Origin of the sequence: Gottfriedia acidiceleris (genome assembly GCF_036421055.1) — a bacterium.
GTDB lineage: Bacteria > Bacillota > Bacilli > Bacillales > Bacillaceae_G > Gottfriedia > Gottfriedia acidiceleris_C.
The window spans coordinates 269,322-288,236 of record NZ_JAZGQS010000003.1 but is presented as its reverse complement, the minus strand read 5'-3'; the positions used below and the strand labels follow the sequence as shown (position 1 = coordinate 288,236).

At 32.3% G+C, this 18,915-nt stretch carries 12 protein-coding genes; 11 read left to right on the top strand and 1 reads right to left on the bottom strand.

Features of this window, described 5'->3' with window-relative positions; all coding sequences use genetic code 11:
- Positions 1-269: 269 nt before the first annotated feature.
- The 11 genes from RAH41_RS06255 (at position 270) to RAH41_RS06205 (ending at position 17,712) form a co-directional block, all read left to right on the top strand.
- Positions 270-4,430 (top strand): S8 family serine peptidase, encoded by a 4,161-nt coding sequence (locus tag RAH41_RS06255; protein WP_331221316.1) that lies wholly within the window; start codon positions 270-272, stop codon positions 4,428-4,430.
- Between the two features lie 580 nt (positions 4,431-5,010).
- Positions 5,011-9,183 (top strand): S8 family serine peptidase, encoded by a 4,173-nt coding sequence (locus RAH41_RS06250; protein WP_331221315.1) that lies wholly within the window; start codon positions 5,011-5,013, stop codon positions 9,181-9,183.
- 175 nt (positions 9,184-9,358) lie between these two features.
- Positions 9,359-10,429 carry an endospore germination permease gene (locus RAH41_RS06245; RefSeq protein ID WP_331221314.1) on the top strand — a complete coding sequence of 357 codons (1,071 nt, stop codon included), beginning with the start codon at positions 9,359-9,361 and terminating at the stop codon, positions 10,427-10,429.
- Complete coding sequence (locus tag RAH41_RS06240) at positions 10,426-11,892, top strand: spore germination protein (RefSeq protein WP_331221313.1); 1,467 nt, start codon at positions 10,426-10,428, stop codon at positions 11,890-11,892. The genes RAH41_RS06245 and RAH41_RS06240 overlap by 4 nt, the downstream gene beginning before the upstream one ends.
- 8 nt (positions 11,893-11,900) lie before the next feature.
- Positions 11,901-13,022, top strand: coding sequence for a Ger(x)C family spore germination protein (locus RAH41_RS06235; RefSeq protein WP_331221312.1), 1,122 nt, complete (start codon positions 11,901-11,903; stop codon positions 13,020-13,022).
- 390 nt (positions 13,023-13,412) lie between these two features.
- On the top strand, positions 13,413-13,979 hold the full coding sequence (gene cobU, locus RAH41_RS06230) for a bifunctional adenosylcobinamide kinase/adenosylcobinamide-phosphate guanylyltransferase (protein ID WP_331221310.1): 567 nt from the start codon (positions 13,413-13,415) through the stop codon (positions 13,977-13,979).
- A 10-nt stretch (positions 13,980-13,989) separates the two neighbouring features.
- Entirely contained in the window at positions 13,990-14,730 is a 741-nt protein-coding gene (cobS, locus tag RAH41_RS06225; protein ID WP_331221309.1) for an adenosylcobinamide-GDP ribazoletransferase, read from the top strand.
- A complete protein-coding gene (locus RAH41_RS06220) occupies positions 14,727-15,326 on the top strand; it encodes a histidine phosphatase family protein (protein ID WP_331221307.1) in 600 nt (199 codons plus the stop codon). Before cobS ends, RAH41_RS06220 begins: the two co-directional genes overlap by 4 nt.
- Positions 15,327-15,340: 14 nt before the next feature.
- Positions 15,341-15,838, top strand: a complete 498-nt coding sequence (locus tag RAH41_RS06215; RefSeq protein WP_331221305.1) for an ECF transporter S component — start codon at positions 15,341-15,343, stop codon at positions 15,836-15,838.
- On the top strand, positions 15,819-16,589 hold the full coding sequence (locus tag RAH41_RS06210; protein ID WP_331221304.1) for a hypothetical protein: 771 nt from the start codon (positions 15,819-15,821) through the stop codon (positions 16,587-16,589). The genes RAH41_RS06215 and RAH41_RS06210 overlap by 20 nt, the downstream gene beginning before the upstream one ends.
- Before the next feature lie 34 nt (positions 16,590-16,623).
- The gene (locus tag RAH41_RS06205; RefSeq protein WP_331221303.1) at positions 16,624-17,712 is read left to right on the top strand and encodes a DNA alkylation repair protein; all 1,089 of its coding nucleotides are present in this window, start codon (positions 16,624-16,626) and stop codon (positions 17,710-17,712) included.
- A 57-nt stretch (positions 17,713-17,769) separates the two neighbouring features.
- Here the strand turns inward: RAH41_RS06205 and RAH41_RS06200 are convergent, their stop codons facing one another.
- On the bottom strand, positions 17,770-18,642 hold the full coding sequence (locus RAH41_RS06200; RefSeq protein ID WP_331221301.1) for a hypothetical protein: 873 nt from the start codon (positions 18,640-18,642) through the stop codon (positions 17,770-17,772).
- Positions 18,643-18,915 lie beyond the last annotated feature (273 nt).

Here is an 18,915-nt window from a genome sequence, read left to right as displayed (position 1 = left end):
TTCTATTGCATGAAATTGGTTTAATCGGAAGGGGAAAAATGTTGTAATTTGTCGATTTTCTAAAGGGGAATTGAGTAAACATTGAAAGATCAAGGTTTGTTATAACCCAATTGATTAAAAATAGAAAATTCTTAATAATATAACTAATAGAAATAAACGACAAATGTCATTCTATTTTGTTAATTACTAGAGGAAGTTGTCAAAAAACTTAATTCTAGTAATTAATGTAAAAGGCAAACTAGGCAGAATAATGAACTGGAGGAAGAAAAATGGGGGAAAAGAAAGAAAAAGGTAAAGTTTTAAAAAGTTTTACTGTTTTAGCTTTAACATCTAGTTTTATTTTAGGTTCTCTAGGACAAGTAACAAATGTATCAAATGCTGCAAGTCCAAGTAAGGCAGAAGATATTTTGTCAAGTTTAAGTTCAGAGCAAAGAGCAGCACTTAAACAACTTTCAACAAGTGAAGACACTGGGATGCAAATATCCTCTGAAATTAATTTGGATTCTTCTGAGCAAACAAGTGTCATTGTAGAGTTTGCTAATAAACCAGTTAAAGTCGCTCAAATTGAAGCGAATGTTGAAGGTAAAACTTTAACAAAATCAGATGCTGAAGATCTAATTGATCAAGACCATGAAACTTTTACAAAAGATGTTAGCAATGTGTTAACAACTAGTAAAAGTAAAAAAGTAGATTATAAAATTAATCATTCATATAAGCATGCATTCAACGGTGTTTCTATGACATTACCAGCAAATCAAATTAAAAATCTATTAAAATCGAAAGCTGTAAAAAAGGTGTGGAGCAATCAAACATTTTCAATTGATCCACCGAAAGAAAATGATCAACTGAAAGCTGATGAATCAAATGTTGCAAACTATACTCCATATGATGCGTTAGATCGTTTACACGCAGAAGGGTTTACGGGTAAAGGAATTAAAGTGGGGATTTTAGATACAGGAATGGATTATCATCATCCAGACCTAAAGGATGCTTATAAGGGCGGATATGATTTCGTTGATAACGATAATGATCCAATGGAAACAACGTATGCGGATTGGAAAAAATCAGGAAAACCTGAAATTAGTGGATCATCAACTTATTACACTGAGCATGGTACACATGTAGCTGGTATTATTGGTGGACGTGGTGTAGCAAATAGTGAATATAAAACAGTTGGTGCGGCACCTGAAGCTGACCTTTATTCTTACCGAGTGTTAGGAGCTTATGGATCTGGAACTGAGGAAGACATTATTGCAGGAGTCGATCGAGCTGTTCAAGATGGCATGGATGTTATTAATATGTCATTAGGTGCGAGCTTAAATGATCCGCTTTATGCAACATCGATTGCAGTAAATAACGCTGTGTTAAGCGGTGTAACGACAGTTGTTGCAGCAGGAAATAGCGGCGATCAAATGTATACGCTTGGTGCACCTGGTGCTGCAGCATTAGCATTAACAGTTGGTGCATCGTCAATCGCATTAGATGTTTATCAATATGCTGGAGTAAATAATGGCAAAAACTATTCAGTAAGACAATTAGCTCGTAACTATTCAGATGACTTAACAGCATTAAAAGGAAAAACATATCAGTTAGTTGATGTTGGTTTAGGTAATCCAGCAGATTTCAATGGTAAAGATGTAAATGGGAAAATTGCTTTCATTAAACGTGGAACAATTGCCCTAATCGATAAGATTAAAAATGCAAAAGCAAAAGGTGCAGTTGGTGTTTTAATGTACAACGACGAAACAAATCAAGCTGAAGGTGCAATCCAATCTTTCCTTGGTGAATCAGTTGATGCAATTCCAGCATTCTCTGTTTCTAATCAAGAGGGGATCGAAATTGCAGCTGCAATCAAAGCTGGTAAATCAGACTTCACTTTTGGTGACTTTAAAAAGGTGCAAACAGCATCAGATGAATTAGCTGGATTTAGTTCAAGAGGCCCATCACGTGTAAACTATGATATTAAGCCTGAAGTAACAGCTCCTGGTGTGGCAATCCTTTCAACCGTACCATTCTATGTAAATAATAAAACAGGTGACGGTTCAAAACCTGAAGATTACAAATATGCATATGAGCGCTTATCAGGAACATCAATGGCGACACCTTATGTTGCAGGTGTATCAGCATTATTACTTCAATCAAATAAAGACCTACAACCAGAAGATATCAAATCAATTTTAATGAATACTGCTGATCCATTATCTAAAGCGTATAGCGTATTTGAAGCAGGTAGTGGACGTGTAGATGCATACGAAGCAATTCATTCGAATGTAGAATTAGAAGTAGAAGATCAAACACCAACCTATATTAATGGCAAACAAAAATCAATTAAAGAATTAACTGGTGGCATAAGCTTCGGATCTTATGGTTTTGATGATAAAGATATTGCAGATTCTCGCAATATTACATTAAAAAATCGTAGTGAGAAAGCAAAAACATTTAATGTAAACGTGAAATTCCAATCTGGTTTAAGAGGGTCTAAAGATGCTGCTGTAAACAATGTAACTTTCACTGGTCCTACATCTGTCAAATTAAATGGAATTAGCCAAAAGAATGTTAAGTTTAACTTAAATATTCCAAAAACAGCGGAAAAAGGAACATATGAAGGGTTTATTACATTTACAAATACTGTGGATCCATCAGAAACATATCAAATTCCATTTGGTGGTCGCGTAGTCGATGAAGGAATCGATTATCTTAAAATCGACAATCCAATGTTTGGTAATGATACTAGCTGGCCAGCAAATGCATTTCCATTCTTATCATTCGATTTTTCATTAAAGTCACACATGAAAACATTAGATGTATTACTACAAGATGCTAAAACGGGTGAAGATCTTGGTTTAGTTGGTTCATTTACACCAATCGCATTGAATGAAAATCAAGATTACTTTATTGGAAGAGGATTTAGTTCATTTTACTATCCATTTACTGGTGATGCAAAAAATCCAATTAGTTATGATCCAGTAGTAGCCAAGGCAGGAAACTATAAATTGAAATTAATTGGTACAAATGAAAACGGTAAGACATTCGTAAAAACTGCCGATTTCGTTTATGATGTTGCAGCACCTACTATGACTACTAGTTTAGACTCATTAGATCAAAAAGTAATTGAATACAAAGATAGTCAATTTGATTCAAAAGGAGAATTCTTATATGACTTTAACATTAATCTAAATGATCCTGAAACTGCTGAAGCTAATCGTTTAGGTATACCTATAGATCAGTCTTCTAATAAAGTTGTATCATTTTACGATAGCCCGTTCCCAGCTAATCCTATTAAAACAGATAAGAACGGAAACTATACAGACCAGATTTTAGTTAAGAAGCGATCTACACCTTTACAAGTTTCTTTCTATGGTATGGATGCAGCAAGAAACTTTACTGGAAATGCTGCAAATATGTTAAGACTAGTATTCGTCGATCAAAATTTCCCATACTACTACTTAAAAGCAAATAAACAAATAGTTACAACAGGTGATACTGTAAATTACAGTGTTCGTTCAAATAATATTAAAAATTTAAAAACTACTAAAATTAATTTCAAAGTTGATCCAAATCTAGCAACAATTCAAAATGTCGTTGTAAATGATGCAGTAAAACAATATGGTGATGCACAAGTATCAGTAACTTCAGTACCTTCTGGCATTAGTCAGCTTTATACATTTACATTTACTTACAATGGAACAAAAGCATTACCAGAAGACTTACAATTATTTAATTTCGATATGAAAACAGCAGAGAAATATACAAATTTTATCCCACATGATTGGTATACAATGACTGCATCAACAATTGATCAATCAAATGTTGAGACAAAAGATGTGTATGCGTACATGGAATCTTATAAAATTAAAAATACTTATTCTAGAATTGATGGAGCATTAAATTTAGAAGGAGCATATGATCCAGTAACAGGATACCTAAATTATGCGCTTGATCAAAGTGTAATTGGTGCTAAAGTTACAGTTACATCTTATGATGGAAAAACAACTGTTCAACCTTCAATCAACAAAAGTGGACAATATAGTGCTGAAGGTTTAAAAGCAGATACAAAACCTTATACTTATAAAGTTGATGTGCCTGGACATTTTACAATGAACAGACAAGTACTTTTATCAAATGAAGTACGTGGGGAAACATTAGGAATGAGATATAATATAGGTTTATTAACAGCTGCAGCTGGGGACGTTAACAAAGATGATGTAATTGACGTGTTAGATGCACTAGCTGTACAAACGTATTGGGGTACAAATAAAGCTACAGCAGACTTTAACTTTGATAAAGTAGTAGATAAAAAGGATATGGACTATGTTGTTAGAAACTTTGGATTACAAAATCCTACAGTTGATAACGCACCAAAACCAAAAACTACTTATAAAGGTGCAACTTTAGATAGTATTTTAAAAGATTTAGGTTTAGATCAATAATTAATTTAGAAGAGGGAAGCCAACTAGATTGGCTTCCCTTTTTTATGTTATGGAAATAGACGTGGAATGTAGAAGTAGTGAAGTGCAATTAAAATAGCTTCTCACTTTTTCGTTACTTTCCACAAAAAATGTGTTAATTTATGTCCAGTTTATATGAAAAAAAGACCTAATAAATGATAGATTAAAATATTCTAAAATAGTATTATCATGTTCAATTAGTAAGAAAAAGCGATCATCCCGGTGTTTATTGAAAACGATTAAAATTTAATTAAAATAGTAAGCGTTTTCAATAGGCTGGCCATTTCTTTTAAAATGATCGAAAAATTGGGTTATTTTAATTGTTTTTCACGGGAGAATTTAGAGGAATCCTGTCGAATGTAGAGAGCGATATTTCGAACGATTGGTAAATGAGGGGAGGGATAACCCAATTGACCGAAAATTGCAAAAAAATGATAATAAATGTAGAGAGTAAATTTGATGTAAAGAGGTAAATATGAAGAGAAAAATAGCCTACTATTTTATAAATCATAGTTCTTTATTGAATTTTACTTTACATAAATAGAAGCCAGGAGGAAGAAGAATGGGGAAAAGAGTAAAGAAAAGTAAGTTTGTATCAGGCTTTACCGTATTAGCTCTATCATCTAGTGTTGTTGTTGCACCGATTGCACATGTAACAAATGTTTCAAAGGCAGCCGGGAAAACGAAGACAGAAACAATACTTGCAAATTTAACTTCCCAGCAACGAGCTGCTTTAAAACAAATTTCTACAAATGAAGCGACAGGACTACAGCTATCATCAGACATAGATCAAACGACAACAAAACAAACTTCAGTTATTGTAGAGTTTGCAAATAAGCCAGCGAAAGTGGCACGAATCGAGGCGCAAGTAGAAGGTAAATCATTAACTGAAGCACAAGCTAAGGAATTAGTTGATCAAGATCATGACACTTTTAATGAAGAAGTAGGACAAGTTCTTAAAGATGAAAATAATAAAAAGGTAGACTTTAAAATTAAGCGTTCATTTAAAAATGCCTTTAACGGTGTTTCAATGAGTCTACCTGCGAATCAAATTAAGAATCTATTAAAATCAAAAGCGGTTAAAACTGTATGGAGTAATGAGAAGTTCTCGATTGACCCTCCTAAGGAATCAGATAAGAATAGTGAGTTAAAAGCTGACGAGTCTAAAGTAGCAAACTATACACCATATGATGGTTTAGATAAGTTACATGCTGAAGGCTACACAGGTAAAGGAATTAAAATAGGTATTCTTGATACGGGTATCGATTATAACCATCCTGATTTGAAAGACGCTTTCAAGGGTGGATATGACTTTGTAGATAATGACAATGATCCAATGGAGACTACCTATGCTGATTGGGTAAAAGCTGGAAAACCAGGTTCTGCAAATGGAGCTGATTATTATACAGAGCATGGAACTCACGTAGCAGGTATCATTGGTGGACGTGGTGCGTCAGATAGTGAATACAAACAGGTTGGTGCAGCACCAGAATCTGATATCTATTCATATCGTGTACTTGGACCTGGTGGTGTTGGAACAAGTGAAGCTATTATCGCTGGTATTGATAAAGCGGTAAAAGATGGCATGGATGTTATTAATATGTCATTAGGTGCATCATTAAATGATCCACTTTATGCAACTTCTATCGCGGTTAACAATGCTGTATTAAGTGGCGTAACGACTGTTGTTGCTGCAGGAAATGATGGAGATAAAATGGATACATTAGGTTCACCGGGAGCGGCTGCTTTAGCGTTAACTGTCGGAGCTTCATCAGTTGCAATTGATCTTTATCAATTTAATGGAACACAGGATGGAAACAAATACAACTTTAGACAATTAGCTCAAAACTATTCTGATAATTTACCGACATTAAAAGGTAAAACCTATCAACTAGTTGACGTAGGTTTAGCAAATCCATCGAATTTTACAGGAAAAGACTTAAAAGGCAAGATTGCTTACATTCAACGTGGAACAATTGCATTGATTGATAAAATCAAAAATGCAAAAGCGGCGGGCGCTGTAGGGGTATTAATGGCTAATAATATTGAAAACCAAAGTGAAGGAGCAATCCAAGCATTTTTAGGTGAGTCTGTAGATGCAATTCCTTCATTCTCAGTGTCATATGAAGAAGGATTAAAAATTACAGCGGCAGTTAAAGCAGGTAGAAATGAAGTTACTTTTGGTGACTATTCTAAACTACAAACAGCTTCAGATGAATTAGCGACGTTTAGTTCAAGAGGACCATCTCGTGTAAACTATGATATCAAGCCAGAAGTAACTGCTCCAGGTGTTTCGATTCTTTCAAGTGTACCATTTTATGTAAATAATAAAACAGGCGATGGATCAAAACCTGAAGATTATACGTACGCATATGAGCGTATGTCTGGAACATCAATGGCAACACCATATGTAGCTGGTGTAGCCGCGTTATTACTTCAATCAAATAAAGACTTACAACCAGAAGATATCAAATCAATCTTAATGAATACTGCTGATCCATTATCAAAAGCATATAGCGTATTTGAAGTTGGTAGTGGACGTGTAGATGCTTATGAAGCAATTCATTCAAATGTAGAATTAGAAGTGGTAGATAAAACACCAACGATTGTAAACGGCAAAGAAAAATTAATCAATGAGTTAACCGGTGGGATGAGCTTTGGTTCATATGGATTTAATGATAATGATATTGCAGATTCTCGCAGTGTTACGTTAAAGAATCGTAGTGAAAAAGCAAAGACATTTAGTGTTGACGTGAAATATCAAACTGGATTAAGAGGATCTAAGGATGCAGCTTCAAATAATGTTACACTTTCAGGTCCTGCATCAGTAAAGTTGAATGGTATTAGTTCTAAATCAATTAAGTTTAATTTAAACATTCCAAAAACTGCTGAAAAAGGAACCTATGAAGGTTATGTTACATTCACGAATATTGCAGATCCAACTGAGCAATATCAAATTCCATTTGGCGTTCGTGTAGTTGAAGAGGGTATCCAATCATTTAACTTAATCAACCCACTTTATTCTAATAAAATTACAAATCCAACTTATGCGTACCCATTTATTGATGGAAGTGTTTCTTTAAAAACACATATGAAATCATTAGATGTTCTCGTTCAGGACCCAACAACTGGTCAAGACTTAGGGATTATTGGTTCATTTAATACGTCAGTAATGAAAGAAGATGTAGTATACAATATTGGTAGACTTGTTGGGGCATATTACTTCCCATTCACTGGAGATGACAAAAACCCGATTAGCAGTAAATATGAATTAATGAAGCCAGGTCATTATAAATTAAGACTAGTTGGTGTGAGTGAAAGTGGAAAAACATTTGCTGAAGCAAGAGACTTTATGATGGAATACGGAGTGCCAAACATGACTTCAAGCTTTGACAAGTTAGATCAAAAAGTTATCGAGTATAATGATAGTCAACTAGATAAAAATGGACAAATGTTATACGACTTCAATATTAACGTAAATGACCCAGAAATTGACGAAGCGAAAAAATATGGTATTAAAGCTGAACAATCAGATAACACAATTGTTTATACTTATAATTCTTTCTTCCCATCATTACCTATTAACGTAGATAAAAATGGGGATTATACTGATCAAATTTTAGTTGATAGTAAATATTCAGTATTACCTTTAACATTTTATGGAATGGATGCAGCGCTAAATCCAACTGCTCAAATTAGAATTGCTTTTGTAAAAAATACAACTCCGTATTATTACTTAAAAGCGAATAAGCAAAACATAGTACCTGGTGATACAGTAAACTACTCTGTAAAAGCAAATAATATTACTAACTTAAAAACAACTAAACTAACACTTCAATTGAATAATAAACAAGGAATCATTGATAATATTCAAGTGAGTGATGCAGTTAAAAAATATGGCAATTCACAAGTTACGGTAAAAACATCTCCTACAACTTGGGACTATATTACGCAATATGACTTTACTTTTACTTACTCAGGTTCTGCAAAGTTACCAGAGGATACTCAATTATTTAATTTTGATATAAAAACAATTGATCAATCATTTACAACAGGTTCAGCGATTAACTTCTCAGGTAACGGTACAACTACAATTGATACCTCAAATGTAGAAACGAAAAATGTGTACACTTATATTGAAGGATACAATGTAAAACCATCAGTTTCAAAACTTACAGGTACACTTCAAGTAGAAGGAGCAAAAAATCCTGTAACAGGTGAAACAAACTATGCAATCGATCAAAGTAAATTAGGTGCAAAAGTTACATTAACATCCTATTATGGCAAAACTGTTTTACAAGCTCCAATCACATCAAAACAAGGTGACTATGCATTCGATGGTGTGAAAGTAGACAGTAAACCTTATACATTATCTGTAGATGTACCAGGTCACTTTACAATGAATCAAACAATGGAAACTTTATTTGATAATATCCGCGGTGATTTAATCGGTAAGCAATTACGCTACTTATTGGATGTTGCACCTGCTGGAGATGCAAATAAAGATGATGTAATTGACGTACTAGATGCATTAGCTGTACAAACGTTCTGGGGCACAAATAAAGCATCCGCTGACTTCAACTTTGATAAAGTAGTTGATGCAAAAGATATGGATTATGTAGTGAAGAATTTTGGATTACAAAATTCAACAGTTCCAAATCCTCCTAAAGCTAAAAACTCATATAAAGGTGCTACATTAGATAGTATTTTAAAAGAGTTAGAATTAAACAAGTAATAAAGAGTAAAAGTTTTTTTAAGATATTAAGTTGCCTTCTCCAGATTGTCTTTTGGGAGAAGGTTTTTTATTGATCTATAAGAAATTGTTTTTAAGAATAAGTTGGGAAATTTATACATATTGGATCGGTCGATGGGTTAACTTAAAGGAATAAGGAGTTATAGGGAGATTTTTTATGAATAAGAAGCTAATTCACTCAGTTCATATCTATGTATTACTCATCATGTCAACAGGATTTATGCTGCATGTATTTATCATTCCAAGTCTATTGACATCTTCACATCGAGATTCATGGGTAACAACAGTTACTAGCGTAATCCCATTTATGATTTGGATTGCTTTAGTTTTCTATTTATATAAAAAATTTAAAAATGAAGACGTTTTGTCTGTCATGTTTAAAGTATTTTATAAACCAATTTCTTACTTATTATCTATCATTTTCGTCATTTACTTTTTAATAACTGCTTTTATAACTTTACGCTTTACGATTATTTGGGCTTATACAAACTATACTCAAGATATTCCCTTGTTCGTTGTCGTGTTTTTAATTTCCATTATCTGTTTTTACGCGGCATATGCTGGTATACGTTCGATTTGTACAATGGCTTTTTTAGTATTACCAATCGTCAGCTTGTTTGGTTTCACTGTAGGAATGGGGAATGTAAAGAATAAAAATTACGCTTTATTATTTCCTATATTTGAACATGGATATCATGATTTTTTTCATGGCTTTATTTATTCGTGCTCAGGTTTTTTTGAAATCATTTTTATTTTATTTTTAAACTCTTATTTGAAAGACAAAGTAAAAGCAAAATGGTTAATCTTGGTTGGCTTAATCTTATTAATGTTAATTTTAGGTCCTCTTACAGGGGCTATAATGGAATTTGGAATGAACGAAGCAGAAAAAATGAGAAATCCAGTTTATGAACAATGGAAGCTATTAACTTTAGGCGAAAATATTACTAGATTAGATTTTTTATCGATTTTTCAGTGGCTGTCTGGAGCTTTTATTCGGATTAGTTTAAATCTATATCTTGCAAACCATATTCTTAATTATACTGGGCGAAAAAAATGGAGTTTACCAGTCCTTTCACTCATTTTACTAGTTGGGGCAATGATTCCTTGGAATGCAACTTCTTTTACTAATTTTTTACAAAATTATTTTTTTAAATTTAATTTAGGTTTTTTACTTTGTATGATGATCATTTTATTAATCATGTCAAAATTAAAAGGTGATTCAGCATGAAAAGAGAATCAACTAGAACGGATCAACCTGATTTATTAGTGTTTCTCGAATCTTTTAATCATTCTTCGGATATAGCATTTAGAACAAAAAAATTCAAAGATGGCGAAAAATTGCATGTTGTAGTTATAATGTTTTGTCCAAACTTGATTGATATTCAATATAGTAACAAAATTATTACCGACATTTTTGATGTGATACATAAGGAAGATCAATTCAATTTTGAGTTACTAAGTAATATTGTAGAAGCTAAAAAGTTAAGATCCGAAGTTAATATAAAGTCAGAAGTGGAAGAAAATCTATTTTCAGGTAATCTAGTCATTTTTAATTCTTACTACAATGAGATTTTCTTTATTCCTGTAGCGAATCCACCAAAAAGAGCTCCAGAAGAATCAAATTTGGAAAATTCGATTCGTGGACCAAGAGATGGTTTTGTTGAAAATGTTTCTGATAATATGGCATTAATACGTCAAAGACTGAAGACTTCGACTTTAAAAAGTATAGAGTTTAATATCGGTGTACGAAGTAGGACGAAGGTATTGCTTGTTTATATTGAAGATATTATAAATCCAGCAATACTATCGGAAGTAAAAAAACGGCTAAGTTCGATAGAAAAAGACGTGGTTGTTAGTAGTTATGAAATAGAGGAGGCGTTATATGACAAGCCATTCTCCATTTTCCCTCTTCTTGATAATATTGGTAGACCCGATTTTGTTGTTCAATCCTTAAATCAGGGTAGGTTTGCGGTGCTCGTTGACGGAAATCCGACATGTTTAATCGGTCCAACCACTTTAAACCAACTTGTTTATTCGCCTGAAGATATACATACGAGTTTTTATTTTGTTAATGTCGTCCGCTATCTTAGAATAATTGCGATGTTAACGACAATATTTTTACCAGGATTCTATATTGCATTGGTGACGTATCATATGGATCAATTACCATATCCTTTTCTCGCCACGATTGCGATGTCTAGAAATGGATTACCGTTTTCAGCGCCACTTGAAGCTTGTTTAATGCTAACATTTTTTGAATTGTTTAAAGAAGCGGGTATACGTTTGCCAAAGGCAGTAGGACAGACTGTCGCGGTATTAGGTGGGTTATTTATTGGTGATGCAGCAATCCGTGCAGGACTAACTTCTCCTGCTATGCTTGTAATGGTAGCACTAACAGTTATTTCTGGTTATACATTAATTAATCAAAATATCGCGGGTAATATAGTATTCCTTCGCTTTTTTATTTTATTTTTATCATCAACATTAGGATTAATTGGCTATTTTACAGGCTTTTTTCTAATAATTACAATGTTGGTTTCATTAGAAAGCATAGGGCAACCATATTTCACTCTATATTCGGTACCAAGTATTTCAGATTTTTTTAGTATACTGATTAAAATTCCACAAGAATATAAGAAAAAGCGAAATCAATCACTTCATCCAGTTGATGTTGACCGTCAGAAGGAGTGATGAATAGAATGAAAAAATTACTAATCTTTCTATTGATGTTCTCTCAATTGTTCATATTAACAGGTTGCTGGGGTGACCGGACGATAATCGATCAAACATTGATTACAGGTTTTGGAATTGATTTTAAAGATAATCAGTATATTGTAACTGTCCAAGCACTTAATTTTTCAAATATTGCAAAGCAAGAGGGAGGAGCACTACAAGTCCCAGCTCCTCCATTAATAGGTCAAGCAAAAGGAAAAACGATTCAGTCGGCATTCAATATTATAGAGGAAAGGTCCCCCATCCCGTTATACTATGGTCATGTCAGTAGTATTATTTTAAGTAAATCAGTAATTGAAAATAAGATGAAGGAAGTCAATTCGTTTATTAGTGGACGTCCTCTATTAAGATATACAGTGTGGATTTATGGAACAGAAAGAAATATAAAAGATATTTTCACAAGTCAAAGTTTTTTTAATTTACCATTTTTATATACTGTCGTAAATAATCCATATGAAAGAAGTAGAGGTAGTTTGATTTTACTTAGCCTAAAGTTTCATCAATTTATTTCAAGATATACTCAACCAGTCGGTACAGTTTTAATCCCATTATTAGATATTGATGAAAAGGTTTTTAAAGAAAAAAAAGAAGTAAATGATAAAGTGGCTTTTATAAATGGTGCTTTTGCCATTTCCCAGAAAAAATTTAAAGGTCAATTGGCGTTAAAAGATTTAAATTCACTAAATTATATGAAGCAAGAAAATTACAGTACGACTCTTTTGCTTAAGAAAGACAATGTTAATTTAGAGGTAAGAAACTCTAAAGGATCAGTTAAAGTTATCAAGGGTGGTAAAAAGCCAAAATATATTATCAAAGTAAAGACAGAAGTAGCAATTTCTCAAAATGAGAATCTTTTAAGTAACAAAGAGATTAGTTCGAAAGCGAGTAAAAAGATAAAAAAAGAAATTTTAAAAACGATTAAGAAGGGGGCAGAGATTCATACAGATCTTCTTAATATATCAGAAAAGCCGTACCGTTTTAATCGACATGATTGGACTTTAAAAGCAATGAACGAAGTAAATATGGATTCAATAAAAGATATTAACGTACAGGTGCGGATATTAGGAAGTAAAGCCTATAAGAGATGAACAGAGTATAAAAAAGTAGGTCGATTTTTATCGTAAAACCTTCTTTTTTATACTCATTTTTATTCAAAAATGAATTATGATAGAAAGGAACTGAATAAAAGGAGAAGGGCTATGAATGAAAGAGTAAAAGATAATTAGTATCTAGTCGTTGGTTAGATGGGTTATCTCTAATAGTAGGTCCTATTTTCTCGTACTTTTCATGCGGGGTAGAATCACTTAGCTTTTTAAATGGTGCGATTTTTTTAGGTTAAAAGATGGTCCGAGACCCAGTTTAAAGAAAAAAATTGGGTCAGTTATATTAATAATTATTTCATTAATAGGTTTCTTTGTAATTGGAGAGTTAGGTTAATTAGAACTAAATAATAAGATCAAATTAAAGGGGTGAAGAGAGTGATTCTTGTAATTGGTGGAGCTCGTAGTGGAAAGAGTTCCTATGCAGAAAGACGTATAAAAGAGTTACAAACAAACGAAAATGATGTTGTTTATATTGCTACGGCAATACCATTTGATGGAGATATGAATGAAAGAATTTTAAGACATCAAGAAGAGCGTCCAAATGAATGGCATACTGTTGAACGATATAAACAATTTAATCAATTAAAAATGAATAAAGCATTTTTACAATCTAAGTATGTTATTTTAGATTGCATGACAGTTATGATTTCGAATTTAATGTTTGATCATTATACTGATATTGATTTTGAGACTATTAAGAATGAGCAAATAAATAAACTGGAATTCGATATAGAAAATGAAGTGCACGAGTTGATAGACGTTTGTGATCAGCAAGATAAGACATTGATCATTGTATCAAATGAGGTAGGATATGGACTTGTTCCATCTTATCGACTAGGAAGAATTTTTAGAGATATTGCTGGGCGTATAAATCAAAAAATAGCTTCAAGAGCAGAAGAAGTTATACTCGTTACAGCTGGTATACCATTAAGAATAAAGTAGGAGTACCATTATGAATCGATTTAAAATGATCCTCAGTTTTTTTTCAACCATCCCTATTAAAAATTACGATTTTATTGAAGCCGAACTAGGAAAGGGAATTAGATTGGTTCCATTAGTAGGTGTGTTATTTGGTTTAATACTTGTTAGTTTAAATACTGGAATTTCATTAGTTTTGGATAAAGAAGCCAATGCATTTCTTATTCTATTAGTCTATTTGTTTTTAACAGGTGGATTACATTTTGATGGAGTAGCTGACACGTCAGATGGAATTTTTAGTTATCGTTCAAAAGAAAGAATACTAGAAATTATGAAAGATAGTCGCATTGGTGCATTTGGAGTCATTTCTTTAATTGTTTTATTTTTAGGAGATTGGTTATTTATATCAAAGAGTACTACATTTGTTATTTTTTTATTTCCCATTATTGGAAGATGCATTGCTTTATTTACATGCAGAATTAGTACTTATGCTAGAAATGAAGGATTTGGAAGTCAATTTATAATCGAAGCCAAAAAATCTAACTCATTATTTGTTTTAATTGCATATGTGTTACTCATTTGTGTAAGTAGTGTCTTAATTAATGAAATAGCCATTATTTTTGCAGTATGTGCCACGTTTATTTTTATCACTTTTGTAACGAAAAGAATCAATCAGAAACTAGATGGTATTACAGGGGATGTAATTGGATTTACAATTGAAGTTTCCCAATTATGCTTTTTAATTTTTAGTGTTATAGGTGAGAGATTAGTATGAGAATATTTTTAATTAGACATACAGAAAGCATTGGAAATAGTCAAAAGGTTTATGCAGGAATGACTGATTATGATTTAACAGAAAAAGGCTTAAGTCAAATAGGTGGTGTGATAACCCAGTTTACGAAAATGATTGAGCCTTCTTCACGCTATACTTTGTATTCTAGTCCACTTCGTAGATGCACTTTATTAAGTGATGCGATTGAAGATTTAATAGGAGAATCGAAAATAGTTGATCATCGTTTACAAGAGACAAATTTTGGGCTATTTGAAGGGAAAACATATACAGATCTTTTAAATGAAGTGCCTGAAGTTTTAGAAAAGTGGAATGAAGATTTGATTCATTTTCAAATTCCGAATGGGGAAAGCTTAAAGCAGTGTGCAGAAAGAGTTAATACATTTTGTCATGACATTAGATCAAAAAACGAAGATGTAATCGTAGTATCACATGGAGGAATTATGAAGCTACTACTCTTAAATTTACTTCATTTAGATTTAAGTCATTTCTGGAAATTTTATACGAGTAATGGATGTATTATTGAAATTGAGTATAACGAAGGATTTGGATTTTTGAAAAATATCATTCAACAAAATTAAGAGGATGGAGAAACTTGAACACAAAGAGAATTGTTTTACTTTCATTATTTATCGCATTAAGTGCAGTACTGTCTAATATAAAAATAGTCTATTCGATTGCATTTGATTCATTGCCAGCTTTTCTTGCTGCTATGATGATTTCACCGATTGCAGGCGGGATTGTAGGGGCACTTGGTCATCTTCTTACAGCAATTACTTCAGGGTTTCCATTTACAGTACCAGTGCATCTATTTATCGCAATACAAATGCTTGTGATTGTTTGGATTTTTGGCGTATTATTTAAAAAAATGAATCAATACATAGCAATGGTAGTTGCAATTATTTTAAATGGTCCAGTGGCAACTTTATTAAGTGGTCTATTAATTGCTTATTTGAATCACTCGTTTACAGTCAAGACAGTTAGTAGTTTTTTTATCTTAATGGTTGTGCCATTGACTTTAGCTTCAGCGGCAAATATTCTTTTAGCATTTATACTTCAAAAGGTGATGAAACGTGCAGATTTCAAAATATAGAGATTTAACTTTAATGCATATAGATGGGAATCGTTATTTTACAATTGCTTGTGATAGTTGCGGTGGAATCGGGATGAGTGAGCTTGATTTCATAAAAGTTGATGAAGAAATAGTAGGTTATTTAACAGCGAAATTATGTTTAGTTGAAACATTAGCGTTTCGAGCTAAGCCTACTGTTTTAATTAATACTTTATGTGTAGAAATGAACGGAAGAGGTAAGCGAATAATAAACGGGATTGAAAAAGCGATTAAAGAATATAATGAAGCAAATTTTTATGAAGACAACTTAGAAATAAATATTACTGGAAGTACAGAAGAAAATATCCCAACAAAACAAACAGGTTTAGGAATTACATTAATGGGAGAAATTTATAATCCTTTTAATCGAAAAGAGGTCAGTTCAGGGGACGTTGTACTATTAATTGGTTATCCAAAAGTAGGAAATGAAGTATTAGAGGATTTAAATGAAAATAAAAACGAAATCATTAATTTTAATTCATTAAAGCAATTAATTTATTGCGAAGATGTCGCAGATCTATTACCAATTGGTTCAAAAGGTGTTTTGTATGAATTGAATCTATTAATGGAAACAAATAATATCGATATGAAATTAGTAAATCAATCTACTATCCCATTACATAAATCGGCAGGTCCCGCGACATGTGCACTAGCAATTATTAAAAAGGAAGCGATTGAGGGATTAAAAAGGCAAATCTTACAGCCAATTACTTTATTAGGTGAGATCGTTTAATGAATCGATTGAAATAAAAATATGGAGAATTAATATGGCAGACGCTTTAAAAGATATATATAACTACGATTTACTTTCAAAAATTGCAAATGAGATCTGTAATGTGTATACAGATTTTAATCGTGAATCATTTATGGATAAAGTTTTCAATGAAAATTGGGCAGAAAAAACATTAAAGGAAAGAATGAGACATATTACGATTTGTTTGGGAGAGACACTTCCAAACAAATATGAGCAATCAATAGATATTTTAAGTAGTATAGTTGAGAAATTTCCAAAAGGCCAATTAAGTAGCATTTTTTTTCCTGATTTTGTTGAAGTGTTTGGCTTAGAACATTGGGAAAAATCAATAGAAGCTCTTGAATTATTCACAAAGCACTCTACATCAGAATTTGCTGTTAGACCGTTCATTGTAAAAGACCAAGAACGAATGATGACACAAATGCTAAAATGGTCTACTCATCCAGATGAACATATAAGAAGACTTGCAAGTGAAGGATGCCGTCCAAAATTACCATGGGGGATGGTTCTAAAAAATCTAAAAAACGATCCAACCCCAATACTGCCTATTCTAGAAAATTTAAAGGAAGACGAGTCATTATATGTTCGCAAAAGTGTTGCGAATAATTTAAACGATCTATCTAAAGATCATCCATCTCTAGTATTAAAGATTGCAAAAGAATGGTATGGTAAAAATCCACATACTAATTGGATTATAAAGCACGCATGTAGAACCCTATTAAAAAAAGGTAATATAGAAGCTTTGACGATTTTTGGATTCCAAACGACAAAAGCAATCCATATAGACCAATTCCAATTACAATCAGACAAGATCGAAATTGGTGGCGACTTAAACTTTTCATTTACAATTCATAGTAACGAACCGACCACTACAAAACTTAGAATCGAATTCGCAATCGATTATGTAAAGTCAAAAGGTAACCGTACAAGAAAAATCTTTAAAATATCCGAAAACACAATTGAAAATGACAAAACATTAACATATAACAAAACACACTCATTTAAAAACTTATCAACAAGAAAACACTACCCAGGCCAACATAGTATCACAATACTGATCAATGGAGTGGAAAGTGGAACTTATAACTTTACTGTAAGCTAAAAAAGAGATTCCAATTTATTTGGAATCTCTTTTTTAAAGATGAATCTTTTCTGTCATTTAACCCTGTCTCTTGTGCATCATCACATCTTCAGTTAATGGAGTAAAGCCAAGTTTTTCTTGTAATACACTTTTAGGAATTTGTGATTTAGTGATTGTAACTGCTGTAACTTTTCGATTGATGTTTTCATTATGGATGATCGACATTATATCATAAAAATAAGGTATAGCTGCATCGGTATAAGCAACAGCTAATATTTCTGAATACCTAGTATCTGGTCGTATTGTCATACCAAAATAGGCAATGACTTGATTATCTAGCTTACATTCAACAGCAAAATCAAAATCAATTGAGCTATAATACTCATTCATCATGGCAACTTGTTCGTTTGTAAGAATTTGTTGCTTCATTTTTAAATCTTTCCAAACATTAAATTGAAATTGATCTTTTACCTCATACGAAAATCCAGGAATAATTTGGATTGTTTTTATAAGAAGTGGATAATGAGCACCAACTATTTGTGTACGATTGGTAATATTGAAGCCTTTTGATAAGAAATAGTCTATTTGTTTTGACCACTGTCCTCTAAATCGCTGTGCAAATAATTTTCCACCGTATTCCTCACTAACAGCAAATTGATAAACTCTTTCAAACAATTCATCCCGCACAGTATCCTCATATTCTGGTAATACCCAAGGATAACCTAATGAAACAAACTCTCCTTTTCCAGAGAAACTCATATAACCGACAAGCTGATCTCCGTCAAAAGCAAAGCATCTAGATTTTTCATTAAACTCAGATTGTTGTTCGAATAATTTTGGAGATAAAGTTGGTTTCCAAGCATATGGTAGAGATTCGGTCATCTTATTCCAAAAATTATACTGCAAATCAAGATCTGTTGGACTCTCATAAAAACGATAATCTATAGTCATATCAATATCCTTTCTTAAATCGTACTAATTTTATAGTATCAAATTCATTTGGATTTGAATCTTCAAGAATTGCCGATATTACTTAAAAAATCAGTAACATCTAATAGGGTCAATTAAATAAATATCACATTAATTAAGGTATGATTTTATAGTCATTCTGTTGCCTATAAAAAGAGCACTGAATAAAATGATTGATTTTATTAAAACGATATTTGTAAGTAATGTGCAGTTTTTAAGGCATGAATAAAAGGTGCAATTAAATTTTTGAAAAGT